Source organism: Bartonella sp. B39 (assembly GCF_053795145.1).
Window position 1 is genome coordinate 494,866 of sequence record NZ_CP200036.1, and the last position, 15,457, is coordinate 510,322.

At 40.1% G+C, this 15,457-nt stretch carries 16 protein-coding genes; 12 read left to right on the forward strand and 4 right to left on the reverse strand.

The window, feature by feature from the left end:
• Both V4P57_RS02170 and ygfZ read right to left on the reverse strand, forming a co-directional pair.
• Complete coding sequence (locus tag V4P57_RS02170) at positions 1-621, reverse strand: YfbR-like 5'-deoxynucleotidase (RefSeq protein ID WP_455466567.1); 621 nt, start codon at positions 619-621, stop codon at positions 1-3.
• Positions 621-1,487, reverse strand: coding sequence for a CAF17-like 4Fe-4S cluster assembly/insertion protein YgfZ (gene ygfZ / locus V4P57_RS02175; RefSeq protein WP_455466568.1), 867 nt, complete (start codon positions 1,485-1,487; stop codon positions 621-623). Before ygfZ ends, V4P57_RS02170 begins: the two co-directional genes overlap by 1 nt.
• 64 nt (positions 1,488-1,551) lie before the next feature.
• On the opposite strand from ygfZ, the gene V4P57_RS02180 reads away from it, so the two are divergent.
• A complete protein-coding gene (locus V4P57_RS02180; protein ID WP_455466569.1) occupies positions 1,552-2,880 on the forward strand; it encodes a dihydroorotase in 1,329 nt (442 codons plus the stop codon).
• 164 nt (positions 2,881-3,044) lie between these two features.
• On the opposite strand, the gene V4P57_RS02185 is transcribed toward V4P57_RS02180, so the two are convergent.
• A complete protein-coding gene (locus V4P57_RS02185; protein WP_455466570.1) occupies positions 3,045-3,449 on the reverse strand; it encodes a TIGR02301 family protein in 405 nt (134 codons plus the stop codon).
• A 517-nt stretch (positions 3,450-3,966) separates the two neighbouring features.
• Here V4P57_RS02185 and cysS point away from each other — a divergent pair.
• The 5 genes from cysS (at position 3,967) to pssA (ending at position 9,857) form a co-directional block, all read left to right on the forward strand.
• The gene (cysS, locus tag V4P57_RS02190; protein ID WP_455466571.1) at positions 3,967-5,472 is read left to right on the forward strand and encodes a cysteine--tRNA ligase; all 1,506 of its coding nucleotides are present in this window, start codon (positions 3,967-3,969) and stop codon (positions 5,470-5,472) included.
• A 44-nt stretch (positions 5,473-5,516) separates the two neighbouring features.
• Positions 5,517-6,188 carry a DUF421 domain-containing protein gene (locus V4P57_RS02195; RefSeq protein ID WP_455466948.1) on the forward strand — a complete coding sequence of 224 codons (672 nt, stop codon included), beginning with the start codon at positions 5,517-5,519 and terminating at the stop codon, positions 6,186-6,188.
• 120 nt (positions 6,189-6,308) lie between these two features.
• Positions 6,309-8,192, forward strand: a complete 1,884-nt coding sequence (locus V4P57_RS02200) for an ABCB family ABC transporter ATP-binding protein/permease (RefSeq protein ID WP_455466572.1) — start codon at positions 6,309-6,311, stop codon at positions 8,190-8,192.
• A 118-nt stretch (positions 8,193-8,310) separates the two neighbouring features.
• Positions 8,311-9,009: a phosphatidylserine decarboxylase gene (locus V4P57_RS02205; RefSeq protein WP_455466573.1), complete on the forward strand. Its 699-nt coding sequence runs from the start codon at positions 8,311-8,313 to the stop codon at positions 9,007-9,009.
• Positions 9,010-9,017: 8 nt separating this feature from the next.
• On the forward strand, positions 9,018-9,857 hold the full coding sequence (gene pssA, locus V4P57_RS02210; protein WP_455466574.1) for a CDP-diacylglycerol--serine O-phosphatidyltransferase: 840 nt from the start codon (positions 9,018-9,020) through the stop codon (positions 9,855-9,857).
• 642 nt (positions 9,858-10,499) lie between these two features.
• Here the strand turns inward: pssA and V4P57_RS02215 are convergent.
• On the reverse strand, positions 10,500-11,024 hold the full coding sequence (locus tag V4P57_RS02215; RefSeq protein ID WP_455466575.1) for a helix-turn-helix domain-containing protein: 525 nt from the start codon (positions 11,022-11,024) through the stop codon (positions 10,500-10,502).
• Positions 11,025-11,172: 148 nt separating this feature from the next.
• On the opposite strand from V4P57_RS02215, the gene V4P57_RS02220 reads away from it, so the two are divergent.
• From V4P57_RS02220 to V4P57_RS02245, 6 genes are all read left to right on the forward strand, one after another.
• Complete coding sequence (locus tag V4P57_RS02220) at positions 11,173-11,466, forward strand: helix-turn-helix domain-containing protein (protein WP_455466949.1); 294 nt, start codon at positions 11,173-11,175, stop codon at positions 11,464-11,466.
• 197 nt (positions 11,467-11,663) lie between these two features.
• Positions 11,664-12,062: a hypothetical protein gene (locus V4P57_RS02225; protein WP_455466950.1), complete on the forward strand. Its 399-nt coding sequence runs from the start codon at positions 11,664-11,666 to the stop codon at positions 12,060-12,062.
• Positions 12,062-13,054, forward strand: coding sequence for a ParB/RepB/Spo0J family partition protein (locus V4P57_RS02230; RefSeq protein ID WP_455466576.1), 993 nt, complete (start codon positions 12,062-12,064; stop codon positions 13,052-13,054). Before V4P57_RS02225 ends, V4P57_RS02230 begins: the two co-directional genes overlap by 1 nt.
• A complete protein-coding gene (locus V4P57_RS02235) occupies positions 13,051-13,509 on the forward strand; it encodes a hypothetical protein (RefSeq protein WP_455466577.1) in 459 nt (152 codons plus the stop codon). The genes V4P57_RS02230 and V4P57_RS02235 overlap by 4 nt, the downstream gene beginning before the upstream one ends.
• Before the next feature lie 137 nt (positions 13,510-13,646).
• Positions 13,647-14,936, forward strand: coding sequence for a phage tail sheath C-terminal domain-containing protein (locus V4P57_RS02240; RefSeq protein WP_455466578.1), 1,290 nt, complete (start codon positions 13,647-13,649; stop codon positions 14,934-14,936).
• A complete protein-coding gene (locus V4P57_RS02245; RefSeq protein ID WP_455466234.1) occupies positions 14,933-15,451 on the forward strand; it encodes a phage major tail tube protein in 519 nt (172 codons plus the stop codon). Before V4P57_RS02240 ends, V4P57_RS02245 begins: the two co-directional genes overlap by 4 nt.
• Positions 15,452-15,457: the final 6 nt, after the last annotated feature.

Sequence of the window (15,457 nt, forward strand, 5' to 3'; positions counted from 1 at the left end):
CTAAGAGATTCTCTGAACATCGATCTCCTTAAAACGTATTAAAAAGGCATTTTCAATTTTCTGTGTGGAGCATGGTTTCAAATGAAGTCCATCTGGTAAGATATAACTTGGATGACCAAAATAGCGAAGTGCTTCTTCTGTATTAAATTCGGCAAGTGTGATAGCTTCGTAGAATGCAGCGATACGGTCGGCTTGTTTAATTTTTTTTAAAAGCTTTTGAGAAGGATCAATGGGGAGAGAAAAGCGCATGTGGATAGCATCTTGTATACGTTTTTCTATAAGCTCATATTGTTTTCCTATGACGGCTTTAAGGGGTGAAATCATGTCACCGATCACATATTCTGGTGCATCATGAAGAAGAGCACACAAACATTCATTACTCCGTGATTGCGGAAAAAGCTTTTGAAATATTTGTTCTACTAAAAGTGAATGTTGTGCGACAGAATAGGCATGTTCTCCTCGTGTTTGACCGTTCCAACGTGCAACGCGTGCAAGACCATGCGCAATATCTTCGATTTCAACATCAAAAGGAGAAGGATTTAGCAAATCAAGTCGCCGACCAGAAAGCATTCTTTGCCAAGCACGAGCTTCTCCATTTTGTGATAATTCAGCTTTGGCCATTAGTGTGTTTCCACAGTACTTTCAGGAAAGGTAAAGTCCATATTTTCAGCAATGCTTATGGTGACGGGAGTATTTTTTACTGTCAACGGAATATCTTTGTCCATAGCATCTTTGACGTGGTCAATACGCATTAAAGCGAGAGCTTCATTTGCAACACATGTTCCCAAGCAACCAAGTACCTTTGTTCCTGCTTCAACGCTAGAACCTGAGGTTAATTCATGCTGACTTTTTACGAGCAAAATACGGCGACGCGCTGTGTGGCGGTGATGCATTCGTGAAACAATTTCCTGTCCGACATAGCAACCTTTGTTGAATGCTAGTCCACTGATTTGATCATAATTAATATCATGGGGAAAGACTTTGCCTATTTCATAGTCTTGATCGCTTTCTGCGATTGCATAACGGATACGCAATCGATTCCAATTGTCATGATATTCTGAAGCAGAAAAGGGTATTTTTCCATAGATTCGAATTATTTTTTCTTTTTGTGGAAACCTTTTATCAATAAAACTTGAATCAAAATTTAAAGTATCTGATTCATTATTCCAACAAACTGTAACAAGTTCTTGTAATGGTTGTGTAATTTCAACTTTTTTATGCAGTTTATAAAGGAGCAGGCGCTTATAGAAGATATCAGCTAAAGAGACGATGATATCAATGAGATAACCATCATCTATTTTTCCGATAAGAAAATCAGCAATAACCTTTCCTTGTGGGGATAAAAGAGCTCCAGGAAAAATTTCTTGTGCGCCGATTTTTGTTACATCTGTCGTGATAAGAACTTGCAAAAAATGTGTTGCTTCTTCACCAGTAACTTTAATAATTCTGCGGTTTGTGAAAAGAATGGCATTTTGTTTTTTAATCATGGTTCTTGCCTTTCTGCCCAAAGTTACATAATCGATAAAGAAGGGATATATACGGAGTACGGCTATGTTTAAAACATTTGATACAATTTTAAAAGGCGCAATAGTTGTGAATCATGATGGAAGTAGTAAGCGTGATATTGGTATTACAAACGGCCGTATTGCTGAAATTAGTGATCTTACATGTGCATCTGCTGGTGAAGTGATTGATTGTACAGGGCTTCATATTTTGCCGGGGATTATCGATAGCCAAGTTCATTTTCGCGAGCCTGGCAATGAGCATAAGGAAGATTTAGAAAGTGGCTCCTATTCCGCGGTATTAGGGGGGGTTACAGCAGTGTTTGAAATGCCTAATACCAATCCATTAACCACATCGGAAGAAGCATTGTCCGATAAGGTGAAACGCGGATTTCATCGGATGCATTGTGATTTTGCATTTTGGGTTGGGGGAACGCGTGAAAACGCACATGAATTGGTTGAGTTAGAGAGGCTTCCTGGTGCTGCTGGAATTAAAGTATTCATGGGGTCTTCTACCGGTGATCTTTTGGTGGATGATGATGAAAGCGTGCGTCTTATTTTGAAGAGCATACGCCGTCGTGCAGCTTTTCATTCTGAAGATGAGGCAAGGCTCAGAGAGCGTAAAGTGCTGCGTATTGAAGGAGATGCATCATCGCATCCGGTTTGGCGTGACGAGGTTACAGCATTAAAATGCACGCAACGCCTGGTGAAAATCGCGCATGAAACGAAGGCGCGCATTCATGTGTTACATCTTTCTACTGCAGAAGAAATTGATTTTCTAAAAGAACATAAGGATGTGGCAACAATTGAAGTTACGCAGCATCATTTGACTTTAACTGCTGATGCTTATCGGCATTTTGGTACATTGATTCAGATGAATCCCCCAATCCGTGAGAGTCGCCACCGTGAAGCTCTTTGGTATGGTGTCCAGCAAGGTATTGTTGATGTATTAGGTTCTGATCATGCGCCTCATACACTTGAAGAAAAACTACAGCCTTATCCTGCTTCACCTTCAGGTATAACAGGTGTGCAAACAACAGCAGCAATTATGTTAACACATGTGAATGCAGGAAAAATATCTCTTGAAAGTTTTGTTGATCTCACGTCGCATGGCCCTAGCCGCATTTTTGGTATAAGCCGTAAAGGGCGCATTGCTGTTGGATATGATGCTGATTTAACCATTGTTGATCTTAAGCGGGAAGAAGTTATTACGAATAGCTTAATTGGTTCACGTGCAGGGTGGACACCCTATGATGGTCAAAAGGTTCAAGGCTGGCCTGTTGGGACCATTATCCGTGGTATGCGCGTTATGTGGGAAGGTGAAATTATTACACCTTCGCAAGGTGAACCTGTTAAATTTATAGAAGCTTTGATGTGATCACATAAAATCGACAGATTTTATAAAATGATTGTACGGATGAAAAGGTTTTCATGGTGATTTTATTATACGAAGATAAAAATATATTGAGGCTTTATTCTTCAAAATTTGCTATAATTTATATCAAAGTAAGCTTATTAATCTATTCATTTTTGATAGTATTATCAGTGAGATATATCAAATTGAGGGTGTGGTAATTTGTGTACAGGTTGGTTGTTATAATTCGTGAGAAGGCTTTCAGATAAAGCTCTTCCTTCTTTGATATATCTTTGGTTTGCTTCAATTGCTGATTGTGTACAATGATGATAATTTTCTGAAAAAGCACGATATGCTCCATTAAACGCTTCGTAAAAGTAAGCGCGTCTTTGCGGCATTGGTTGTTCTGCCTCGATTAGTGCATTCATGTAGCCGTACCATTTATTTGTTGGAGTACTGCAAAGGTTTTGTAGATAGTGAAGGGATCCCAAAATTTCTGCTAGTCGTAGCAATTTTGTTTCATAGGGTGGTGATTGTTGCGCAAAAGCTGGTGTTAAAGTTAAAAAAATAATATTTATCAATATATTACGCATTAATTTATTTGCTTCCTTTTAATAAATTTCTGTATCATTACAATTGCGAAAAATGATTTTGTTGCAGAGCATTATGTTAAAAGATAGAACGCAAATGAATTTATGCATCAGTACCAAGATGGGGGTGTGCTATAAAATCTAGGGCATAAAGATAGTAAGGAAAGCGTCATAGAGATTTATTGAGAATTCTAACAAAGCTTTGTGTGGTTAAAAATTTCAAATTTTCTGGATACAATTTGTTTTTCATATAAATTTAAGTTGTATTGTACATTACAGATTTTCTTCTGTGATATTTTTTCATCGAGAAAAAGTATGTATCGATAAAATACTCTTATATTCAATCAAATAAAACGGATTGTTTTTGTAACAGATGGTTGATAAAGCCTAGAGAAAATAGGGAAATTATGAGAATTTTACGTAAGCTATAGAAAGTTTTAGCTCAAACCGCATAATGCAATGATTTTGGATAAGATTCATCTTAGGAAGCGGCAAACAATATCGCTAATGGAGTATAAGGATGAGAGAGTTGCGATTTTATAATACGCTTACACGTAAAAAAGAAAATTTTACACCAATAGATACGACGAGAGTACGTCTTTATGTTTGTGGTCCAACAGTTTATGATTACGCCCATATAGGTAACGCACGCCCAGTCATTGTTTTTGACATGTTATTTCGTTTATTGCGTCAGATCTATGGTAAAGATCACGTTATATACGCACGTAATATTACAGATGTAGATGATAAAATTAATGCACGAGCAGCTTACGAGTATCCAGAGTTAGCGCTTAACGAAGCTATTCACCGATTGACGGAGCGTACCTATTCTCAATTTCAGCAAGATACACTAGTACTTGGTTGTTTACTGCCAACCAGTCAACCGCGTGCAACAGATCATTTAGAAGAGATGCGCTCTTTGATTGAGCGGTTGCTTAAAAAAGGACACGCTTATATAGCAGAAAATCATATATTATTTTCTGTAAGCAGCATAAAAAAACATCCTCGTTATGGGTCATTTGCAAAACGCTCCTTAGAAGAGATGAGAGCAGGGGCGCGTGTTGATGTTGCTGCTTATAAAAGAGAGGAAATGGATTTTGTTTTATGGAAACCTTCTGCGAAAGGGGAACCAGGTTGGAAATCACCGGCAGGAATTCCTGTTTTAGGTCGCCCAGGGTGGCATATTGAATGTTCTGCAATGTCAATGGCAAAATTGTTAGAACCCTATGGCGGTGGTTTGACATGTGATGATCCGGTAGCAAATATTTTTGATATTCATGGTGGTGGTATTGATTTGATTTTTCCTCATCATGAGAATGAGATTGCACAAAGTTGTTCGGCTTTTGGAACTGAGCGAATGGCTAATATTTGGATGCATAATGGTTTTTTGCAGGTTGAAGGCCAAAAGATGTCTAAAAGCCTCGGCAATTTTATCACTATTCGTTCTATTTTAGAGAATGATTTTTTTGAGATTAACGATATTTTAACAAATGAAATGAAGCACAATTGGGCTGGTTTGTCTGTACGTTTTTCAATGTTACAAACGCATTATCGTGAACCGTTAAATTGGACGTTTCAGCGTTTAACACAATCTAGTAGAGAACTGTATCGTTGGTATGAATTGCTTCGTTATGAAAAAGGCTGTGTAGAAAAGAATGAAGCTCTTGATGATTCTTTGATAAATGTACTCAGTGATGATCTTAATACTCCGAATGCATTTGCTCTTTTACGCAAGTTTTATAAAACAGGTGATGCTGTAGCTCTGGCAAATGGGATGAATTTATTTGGGCTCTTATACCGAGAGTGGGTTAGAGATGGAGAGTGCCCATTGTTTATGAGAAAAGCTTCTCTTGATTCAAAATTTATCGATCAACGTATTGCCGAAAGATCACGACTTATCCATAATAAAGAGTGGGCAGCTGCGGATACAATTCGTGATGAGCTTGCAGCCGATGGGGTTATTTTAAGAGACGAAAAAGATCCACAGACTGGCGAGCGTATAACAGTGTGGGAAATAAAGCGATGATAATTTGCCTACTCCAGCAGCTTTCATAGAAAAGGGAGGATATGATGGAATTTGTGTATAGTTATGGATATGTCGCACTTAAGCTGGCTGTAGGTCTTGTTGCCTTTCTCTTAATTTTAAGAACAACCGGTCGTGGTAGTCTTAGTCAAATGACACCCGTTGATTTGGTTAGCAATTTTGTAATGGGGGGTATTATTGGAGGGGTGATTTATAATCCCAATATTAGTATTGTTCAATTATTGGTTGTTTTGTGTATTTGGCAAGCCTTGGTTACATCTCTTAATTTTTTTGCGCGCTATTCAGTTTTTTTTCGTCATCTTGTTGCAGGACAGAATGTCGCATTGGTTTTAGATGGTATATTTCAAATAGATAAAATTAAGAATTTGGGCATCACCGTCAATGATTTGATTACAATGTTGCGTATTAAAGGCTGTAGTTTACATGAAGCAGCTTTTATTCATTTAGAAACTAATGGTGATTGTTCTGTTGTTAAAAAGGAAGAAGGTAAGAAGTCCATCATTTTAGTACAAAATGGTGAAGTTTTCGATAAAGGTCTTAAAGAGATTGGTAAATCAAAGACATGGCTTCAAGCAGAATTGAAAAAAAAACGTACAAAGGTTGAGAATTTATTTGCGGCAGAATGGTATGAGAATACAGACCAAAATAATAAACCTTATAGTGGATTATTTCTTGTCCCTTTTTCAAAAACAGTCTAACCTCAAGAGTTAATACGTATTGTTTACAGGGGGTATGTAGAAGGATGATATAACCTATAAACAACAAAAGAGAAAATATTGTGATGCCTATTAAGTGGATGATAGAGAAGTAAGGGCTTTATGAAACAGAATAAAACAATAAAAACTGTATCGTCAGATACAAGCCAGACTCTGCGTACACTTTATAATCTATGGCCTTATATGTGGCCGGCAGATCGACGGGATCTAAAAGTGCGGGTTATATGGGCGCTGTTTTATCTTGTTTTAGCCAAGATTGTTCTCATATCTGTACCGTATTTCTTTAAATATGCCACGGACGCACTCGATGTAAGTTTTAATCTTTCTACATGGGGATCATCCAGTTGTGTTATTCCTATTATGTTTGTTTTGGCATATAATGTCGCACGTATTGTCCAAGCCGCATTAAATCAGTTACGCGATTCTCTGTTTGCAACCGTTGGTCAGCATGCTATTCGCCAGTTAGCCTATAAGACGTTTATACATATTCATGGATTGTCACTGCGATTTCATTTGGAAAGGCGGACTGGCGGGCTTTCTCGTGTGATTGAGCGTGGTACAAAGGGAATTGAAGCTATCGTTAGATTTTCAATTCTGAACACAGTCCCAACGGTTTTAGAATTTGTTTTGACGGCATTTGTATTTTATATAGGTTACGGATGGCATTATCTAGTCATAGTCGTAATAATGGTTGGTTTGTATACTTGGTTTACAATTAAGGCAAGTGACTGGCGCATTCGTATTCGGCAGAAAATGAACATGGCAGATACTGAGGCCAATACACGTGCTGTCGATTCTCTTTTGAATTTTGAAACGGTCAAATATTTTTGCAATGAAACTCTGGAAGCACATCGATTTGATTCTTCTATGGCAAATTATGAAAAAGCGGCAACAAAAATTTGGACATCATTAAGCTGGCTGAATTTTGGTCAGGCTCTTATTTTTGGTATTGGAATGGCTGTTTTGATGTTGATGTCAGCTTATGAAGTTTTTTATGAAACACAAACTTTAGGGGATTTCGTTTTTATCAATGCGCTTTTAATACAGCTCTCTATTCCACTGAATTTTATTGGTTCAATTTATCGTGATGTTCGACAAGGATTAACTGATATTGAAGCTATGTTTGATCTTTTAGATGTTCAGCAAGAGATCGTTGATAAATCAGATGCAAAACCACTGATGGTAAGCCGTGGTACTATTCGGTTTAATAAGGTAAAATTTTCCTATGATTCAGATCGCCAGATTTTGAAAGATATTGATTTTGAGGTTCCTGGAGGCAAAACAATTGCAATTGTCGGCCCATCAGGTGCTGGTAAGTCGACTATTTCTCGATTACTTTTTCGTTTTTACGATGTTGATGCAGGTTCCATCACAATTGACGGACAAGATATACGTGACGTGACGCAAAAAAGTTTGCGTGAAGTGATTGGTATGGTACCGCAGGATACGGTATTATTTAATGATACAATCGCATATAACATTTTCTATGGGCGTCCAACTGCTACAGATAAAGAGATGCGAAAAGCTGCTGAAATGGCACAGATATCAAAATTTATTGAGATGCTTCCGGAAGGTTTTCAGTCTATGGTAGGTGAGCGTGGTCTTAAGTTATCAGGTGGTGAAAAACAACGTGTGGCTATTGCACGGACGTTGTTAAAAGCTCCCCCACTTCTTATTCTTGATGAAGCAACTGCGGCTCTTGATACGGCGACGGAACAAGAAATTCAACAGGCATTAGATATCGTAAGCCGTGGGCGCACAACATTGATTATTGCTCACCGTCTTTCTACTGTCATCAATGCTGATGAAATTTTGGTTCTCAAAAACGGCCGTATTATTGAAAATGGGACGCATGCAGAGCTTTTACTTAAGAAAGGTCTCTATGCTTCAATGTGGAATAAACAGCTTGAAGCATCGAAAGCTGAAGAAAAATTGCGTAAAATGCGTGAAGAAGATGAGATGGGTATTGTTAATCGTAAAAAATAAACTGCGCAAAATTTGGGTTATAACTTTATATGGAGAGGTTGATTAAGTACGTAGAAGGACAAGGAGGAACAAAAAAATTTATTACTTGTTTTAAGTTATATTATGAATAGGAAATTATATGAGTATTCTACAATCTGTCCATAATGGCTTCGTGCCAATTCATAAAGAAGGTTACCCTTTTATTGTAGCATCTTTTGTTATTACGCTTATTCTTGGTTGGGTATGGAATCCATTGTTTTGGTGTGGTTTGGTTCTTACTGTGTGGTGTATCTACTTTTTCCGTGATCCAGATCGTGTTATTCCTTTGAATGCAAATTGGGTTATCTCTCCTGCTGATGGGCGCATCTCTTTTGTTGAACCATGTGTTCCCCCCGAAGAATTAGGATTAGGTAAAGAAGAAATGATCCGTATTTCTGTGTTTATGGATATTTTTTCATGTCATATCAATCGTATTCCCATAAGTGGTACAGTAGAGTCTATAATTTATCGTCCAGGCCGTTTTATCAATGCTGAGCTTGATAAGGCTAGTCAATTTAATGAGCGTAATGGGATGGTGATTGACAGCAAACATGGTAAAATCGGTATGGTGCAGATAGCTGGGATGCTTGCTCGCCGGATTGTTTGTTGGTCAAAAGAAAATGATTCTGTCATTACTGGAGAACGATTTGGGTTGATTCGTTTTGGTTCTCGTCTTGATATTTATATACCAACTGGAGTGAAATTGCGTGTTGCGGTTGGCCAGACAGCAATTGCTGGAGAGACAGTTTTAGGTTCTTTTGATGATAAGAGTTCTACAACTGACTTCAGATTTGATTAGGATGAACAATGAAAAATTTTTCGCTATTTTCTTCATTTAATCCTGAGGGACCGCATGATGATGTTGCAAATCGATGGCGTTCACCTACACCAATGCGGTATGTCATCCCCAATATCATCACTATTTTGGCGATTTGCGCAGGAATGAGCAGTATTCGTTTGGCTTTTGAACATCGCTATGAGGCTGCTATTTTAATGGTGCTTTTGGCTGCAATCTTAGATGGTGCCGATGGCCGCGTTGCTCGTTTGATGGATGGGAGTTCATCTTTTGGAGCACAGATGGATTCTCTTGCTGATGTAGTTAATTTTGGTGTTGCACCTGCACTTATTGTTTATTCTTTTATTTTGACTCAAGCGCACCAAGTTGGTTGGATCGCGGCGCTTGTCTATTGTGTTGCTTGTTGTTTGCGATTAGCTCGTTTTAATGTAATGTTGGATAATACTGATATGCCGAAATGGCAGGAAAGTTATTTTGTTGGTGTTCCTGCACCAGCAGGGGCGTTATTGCTTTTATTGCCCATGTATTTAGGAGCTCTTGGCTTGAGACCAGGTTGGAGCTGGGCATTATTTTTTAGCCTTTATACTGTGATAATTGCATTTCTTTTGGTCAGTCGTTTACCAGTATGGAACGCGAAAACAATTGATCAAAATTTGAGGCGTGATATCGTTGTACCGTGCATGTTGGGCGTTGTTATTTATGTAGGTTTTCTTGCAACGTACACATGGCACACTTTATTGATTACTGCTGTCTGTTATACGATTTTTCTTCCTTGTAGTTTTGTAGCTTATAATAAACGGATTACTTTGGAAGAAAAAAAACTCAATGCTAAAAATATCAAAGAACCGTAGAGTTTCATATTTTGTTTCTGGGAAGAAGAATAAAAGTAGAGAGAAATTTAATCTAGGTTGGCTATTTTTTTCTGTATTTATGATTGATTGAATTACGCTCCTCATGGAGAATAATACGCCATTGTGATGCTCATTCATAAACTTGTTTTAAAGAAACTTCTCTTGTTGCTCTTAAGATCATTGTAGTTTGACACTAGGTTTTGCACTAAGTGGGAAGAGGTGGGATTAGTTAGGAATATGTGGTAATTTGTTGTTTTTATGTACAATTTTTACCATTAAATGCGCGTTTTGTAAAATTAAATTTTGACACCTAAAATGGCCCAAAAGAGCGAAAAATCATAAAAATCGGAATTTTGTGCTAAAAATGAGAGAAGTCTGTGAAAGGTCTTTGAAAATCCTTTGAAGAATTTTAAAAAGTCTGTAAAAGCCCAGAAATCCGGCTTTGAAAGACCTTTGAAAAAAATCAGACAAATCGTAAAAGCAACTCCAAAAACAATCCAAAATGACCAAAAAAGCAAAAAAGATTTGCACCTATTGGTGATTATCTATTTTTATGAGCAATATATTATTATAAATAAGATAGTTACATAATTTTTCTAATGTAAAAAGATTTTCATATCAGTTTTTCATTTTAGAGAGGCATTAAGCCGTATTTTGTGTAGTTGTTATATGTGCTCTTTCAGCTTCGATTTGACGCTTTAAATGCAGTTTGAGAAGAGGCAAAGTAAGCTCAACTTCTTCCGTATCATTGATGTTTTGAGCAAGCTCTTGCAACTTTCCATAGAGCTCCGCCGCGATTTCCGCTATATCTTCAGGGGGGAGTTTTATTTTTGTATCACGATAGGTCGTATAAGCTATGCGACCAAGCTTTTTCATGAGTCCAGCAGGGATGGTAGGTGCTTCTAAATCTGTCACTTTCGTTACGTCCGTGAACATTTCGCCTTCACCTGTAGCTAGCCATTCCACAGATACACCGCAAATATTTTTGTAAATTATCAGCATGGATATAGGTGGTTCGCGTAAGCCAGTTTCATAGTTGCTCATAGTACTTTCAGGTACCGCAAGATGATCAGCAAATTGTTTGCGTTCCACAAAACCAAGAGCAAGACGCACTTCACGTAACCGTTTTGCTAGTTCTGTTTTAGGTTCTTTTTTAGGACGTCCCAAAAAAACACTCCTAATACACATTTAGGTTTACTAATTCATAAAAGTGAATTATATCTTTTATTACCGCCCGATATAGCGGGCATATATTTTACAATTAACCCCACAAAGACGGATGTTGCAGCATCCGTTTGAAGCAGGAGCGAAAGTTATGACCATGACCCAAATATGGGATCGCCATAGTATTTTAGCCGAGCTACGCCGTCGTAATATGACCTTGGCGGAGCTTGCAAAAGCTTATCAACTATCGTCATCCAGTGTTCAACATATCTGGACACGGTCTAACGAGAAAGCTGAACGCGCTATTGCCGATTTTATCGGCTTGCCCGTTGAGCAGGTTTTTAGCGACCGCTACCCCAAAAGTCGCCGTCGCATTTTTAAAGCAGCAAAACACGCTAATACGGACTCGCGTACCCCTTCCGCACTGCGCGGTAATGCCGCTTGAACTCGTTACACGGCTTTGCGTGTTAAACGCATTTGCCATGAATTTAGATACCATAAGATAAAAAGGTTTATCAATGTCTAAACATCAATACGAAATTGGCAAGATAAATTGCATACAGTTGTCTCATCAGGCAGCTGATTGGATGGTTTGTTTTTGGCGATTAGGTGGTGGTCAAGTTTTCTTTATCGGGGGGGATTATGGTTGCTGCTTGTAATTTATGGACCCCAGATGTCAGAAGCGATATCGTTAATCCTTATTCAGAAGTTGAACGATTAGAAACGATGCTCGCTTGCTGTTATAAGGTTGTGCAAAGCAGTTTTCGCCATTTACCTGTACGATATATTATTAACCCGCCGCATCATTTGTTTGATGCGATGTTAGCGCGGCAGATTGTCATTCATCTTTTTCATTATCAGTTTGGGGTACCACGATGGCGTATTGTTGCCATACAAGCACGGCAGCGGACTTCTATCTCTCTATCTTTGCAAGTGATTAATCGACGTTTGGAAGAACCTGTTTTTGCGAAAGCTTATCGAAGGTGGGCTGGGCGTGCGATGGATTTGTTTTTTAAAGAAATGGAAAAGGTGGCGGCGTGATGGCACGATTTCAAGAGATTGCTTTAGATTTGATTGTGGTGCCTGAGCGTATTCGCCCTGTGGATGATGAGCATGCCAAGGCGCTTGCGCAATCAATGGTGCGAGAGGGATTGATGAATCCGATTACAGTACGCCATACGCCCAATGCCAAGGGAGGCAATTATACGTTGATTGCTGGTGCGCACCGGTTACGTGCTGCTGAGCTTTTGGGCTATAGCGAAATTAATGCTGTTGTGGTGCAAGCTGATAAGGACAATGCCGCGCTTTTAGAGGTTGCAGAAAACCTTTTCCGCAATGAATTGTCGGTGATTGACCGTGCCCTGTTTGTCCAGACCTACCGCAAATTATGGGAAAAGAAGTATGGGGAGATTAAGATTGGTAGGAATAAAAAATCAAAGGGTAATGTTTACCCTTTGATTGGTGATGATATACATGCAAATCAAAGCGCAAACATTGCATTTTGGTCTGCTGATGAGAAATTGGATCAACTTGATCCTATTTCTGAAACGAGAAATAGTGCAAAGTTTGCACTATTTCATGATGAAGAGCAATTAGTGCAAGTTGCACCTATTTCTCATGCGAGTGGAGAAAATGGCAAAGGAACAGTTTTGTCTTTTGCCAAACATGTGGCGGATCGCATTGGTTTATCGAAACGTGCAGTACATTATTTAACGAAAATTTCCCAGCATTTACAGCCGGAATTACGGGCGGTTTTGCGTGGCACGGCATTGGCGGATAATCAGGCGCAATTGTTGAAGCTTGCGAAGATGGAGCCGGTTGCGCAGCGGCGTGTGGCGATTGCTTTGCAACAGGTTGAGGGGGATTTACGGCGGGCTTTTGATTTGGTCAATGGCATTAATACGCCGCCTCACATCAATGAACAGGAACGTATTTTTGCTCAATTGTTGGGTGTTTGGCAGAGAGCGGATGCGCAGACAAAGGCGCGGTTTTGTGATTATCTTGCAAGAGAACGGGGGGAGGAGCAGGCATGAAGAGGCATGGTTCTCAACAGCTTGATTTTTTTCGACAGCCGGTTTTTCCCTGTCGTGAGCCTGTTGCCCAGATTGATCTGGAGCGGTTTCGTTCACGTATTAAGCGTGCCATGGCGCGGGCTTTGCGTGAATGCCCGTTTGAACGCAGTGTGATTGCCGAGCGTATGGCGCATTATTTAGGGATTGGTTGCTTAAGTAAGGCAAGTTTAGATGCTTATGTTGCGGAAAGTAAGCAGGTGGATATTTCCCTGCCGCGTTTTAAGGCTTTTGTGCGGGCGACAGAGGCATTTTGGCTGTGGGATGAGGTTGTGAGTGAAGATGGTTTATTGCTGTTGCAAGGGGATGAGGCACGGTTAGCAGAGATTGCGAGGCTCCAGCAGGAACAGCGGGAGATTGCGGCGCGATTGAAACTCATGCGCGCAACGCCTGTTCGCATTAAAAGGGGGCAGCCATGAAGGAATGGTTTACTATTGCCGAATTGGCTAAGGCCGCCCTGCCGGGGTTGCCATCGACCTATATTTGACTGACAGTGTCAGGCTTATGATACTTATGCGTTTGTTGTTATGGTCTCTTCATTGATTTGGAGAGCAAAATGGCAACAGAATTTAATCATGGGATTCGCCTTGTTGAGGCTGGTGAAGAATCGCGGCCGTTGGAGATGTTTAGTCAGACGGCCATTGGTGCTGTTGTCACGGCGCTTGATGCGGATGCACAACTTTATCCCCTTAATGAACCTGTACTTATCTCTACGCATGAAGCGGACAAAATCGACAAGCTTGGACAAAAAGGCACGGCTGTTGATGTGATTAATGCTGTGTGTGCACAAGGGGGAGGGGCACAAATTATTCTTGTGCGTGTGGAAGAAAAATCTACCATTGCTGACACACAAGCTGAAATGGTGGGATCAAATTCTGCCTTGACCGGTGTGCATGCGCTGAAACATGCACGGGGGCATTTAGGTGTTGAACCTGGGATTCTCCTGGCACCGGCTTATAGTGCAGGGCGGGTTGACAATGGCAAAAACCCCGTGGCGGATGCACTTGAACAAGTTGCCGAAAAGCTGCAAGCGATAGCCGTTTTTGATACGGGAGGCAAAAACACTGAAGAAAGCCTTGCATTTCGTGCAGATTTTTCCTCACGCTTTTGTTATCTGATTGATCCCTTTGTACGGGTTGCAAATAGTGATGGTGGTTTTAGCATTAAACCGGCAAGTCCTTTTGCTGTGGCGATGTTTATCAAACGGGATAAGCAAAGGGGCGGTGTTTTTTGGTCTCCTTCCAATCAAGATGTCAAAGGCATTTTAGGCACGGCGCGCCCGATTAGCTATTTTGATGGAGAAATGGATCATGAGGCAAACCGCCTCAATCAAGCCGATATTGCTACCTTTATTCCAGCACGGCTTAGCCAAAATGCGCAGGGGCAATTTGTCGCCAATGGACGCATTTTATGGGGAAACCACACCACATCCAGTGATCCATTGTGGCGTTTTGTTAATGTGGTACGCACCCGTGCGGCACTAGAGAAAACCATTATCAATAATTTGCGCCCTTGGGCAAATGATGAGAACCTTACAGGCCAACATGTCATTGCCATTACCCGCAGTCTCACGCAGTTTCTAGATGATATGATTGCCCGTGGCGCCCTTTTGGGTGGGCGTGTTTGGTTTGATCGTGCTTTTAATTCAAACAGCAATTTACAGCTGGGAAAGTTACGGGTGGAATTTGATGCGGAAGAAGTTCCGCCTTTAGAAGATTTAAGTTTTGGCAGTCGCCGCAATGGCACTTACTTTAATCGGCTGGCCGAGGATATCCAAAATAAAATGACTTACGCATTTGGCGATACGCTTGAGGGTTATCGCAAAGCAGCAAGGAGTGAAATATGACCTTACGCATTATACGCGGTTTTACCCTGATTGTTGATGATGATGTCAATCTACATCTTGATCTTGAGACACTTAAACTTCCCACATTGGAAGAAATCACCGAAACCTATCAACCAGGTGGTTCTGATATGCAAATTGATGTTGCTGGCCTTGGTGTCAAAGCTTTTGGTTTGCAAATGAAAATCCGCAGCCATACCCCAGAAATCATTGGCATCTTTGGTGGTGCCCCTGGTGTTCGTCATAAATTTACCGGCAAAAAGCATGTGGTTTGTGAAGAAGATGGGCGCGAGCATGAACATTCCATCGATGTCATAGGCCGCTTAGTTAAGGTTGATAGTGAAGGTCTGTCTGGTGGGAAAGCCACAGGCTATGATTGCGAGATTAAAAATATTTGGGATTATACGGAATTTTGGGATGGTTCTGTCCTGCATCGCTTTTCTTTTAAACGAGGCGGCTGGCTTGTACGCAATGGACAAGATATCGGTGGCCGTCGACGCTCTATTCTCAATTTATAAGCTCTC

Bases quoted from the DNA above. Each gene is read 5' to 3' on its own strand.
- V4P57_RS02195 (WP_455466948.1), top strand. From the start codon at position 5,517: ATGGAATTTGTGTATAGTTATGGATATGTCGCACTTAAGCTGGCTGTA.
- V4P57_RS02245 (WP_455466234.1), top strand. From the start codon at position 14,933: ATGACCTTACGCATTATACGCGGTTTTACCCTGATTGTTGATGATGAT.
- V4P57_RS02220 (WP_455466949.1), top strand. From the start codon at position 11,173: ATGACCATGACCCAAATATGGGATCGCCATAGTATTTTAGCCGAGCTA.
- V4P57_RS02205 (WP_455466573.1), top strand. From the start codon at position 8,311: ATGAGTATTCTACAATCTGTCCATAATGGCTTCGTGCCAATTCATAAA.
- ygfZ (WP_455466568.1), bottom strand. From the start codon at position 1,487: ATGATTAAAAAACAAAATGCCATTCTTTTCACAAACCGCAGAATTATT.
- pssA (WP_455466574.1), top strand. From the start codon at position 9,018: ATGAAAAATTTTTCGCTATTTTCTTCATTTAATCCTGAGGGACCGCAT.
- V4P57_RS02200 (WP_455466572.1), top strand. From the start codon at position 6,309: ATGAAACAGAATAAAACAATAAAAACTGTATCGTCAGATACAAGCCAG.
- V4P57_RS02225 (WP_455466950.1), top strand. From the start codon at position 11,664: ATGGTTGCTGCTTGTAATTTATGGACCCCAGATGTCAGAAGCGATATC.
- V4P57_RS02240 (WP_455466578.1), top strand. From the start codon at position 13,647: ATGGCAACAGAATTTAATCATGGGATTCGCCTTGTTGAGGCTGGTGAA.
- V4P57_RS02235 (WP_455466577.1), top strand. From the start codon at position 13,051: ATGAAGAGGCATGGTTCTCAACAGCTTGATTTTTTTCGACAGCCGGTT.
- V4P57_RS02170 (WP_455466567.1), bottom strand. From the start codon at position 621: ATGGCCAAAGCTGAATTATCACAAAATGGAGAAGCTCGTGCTTGGCAA.
- V4P57_RS02230 (WP_455466576.1), top strand. From the start codon at position 12,062: ATGGCACGATTTCAAGAGATTGCTTTAGATTTGATTGTGGTGCCTGAG.
- cysS (WP_455466571.1), top strand. From the start codon at position 3,967: ATGAGAGAGTTGCGATTTTATAATACGCTTACACGTAAAAAAGAAAAT.
- V4P57_RS02180 (WP_455466569.1), top strand. From the start codon at position 1,552: ATGTTTAAAACATTTGATACAATTTTAAAAGGCGCAATAGTTGTGAAT.
- V4P57_RS02185 (WP_455466570.1), bottom strand. From the start codon at position 3,449: ATGCGTAATATATTGATAAATATTATTTTTTTAACTTTAACACCAGCT.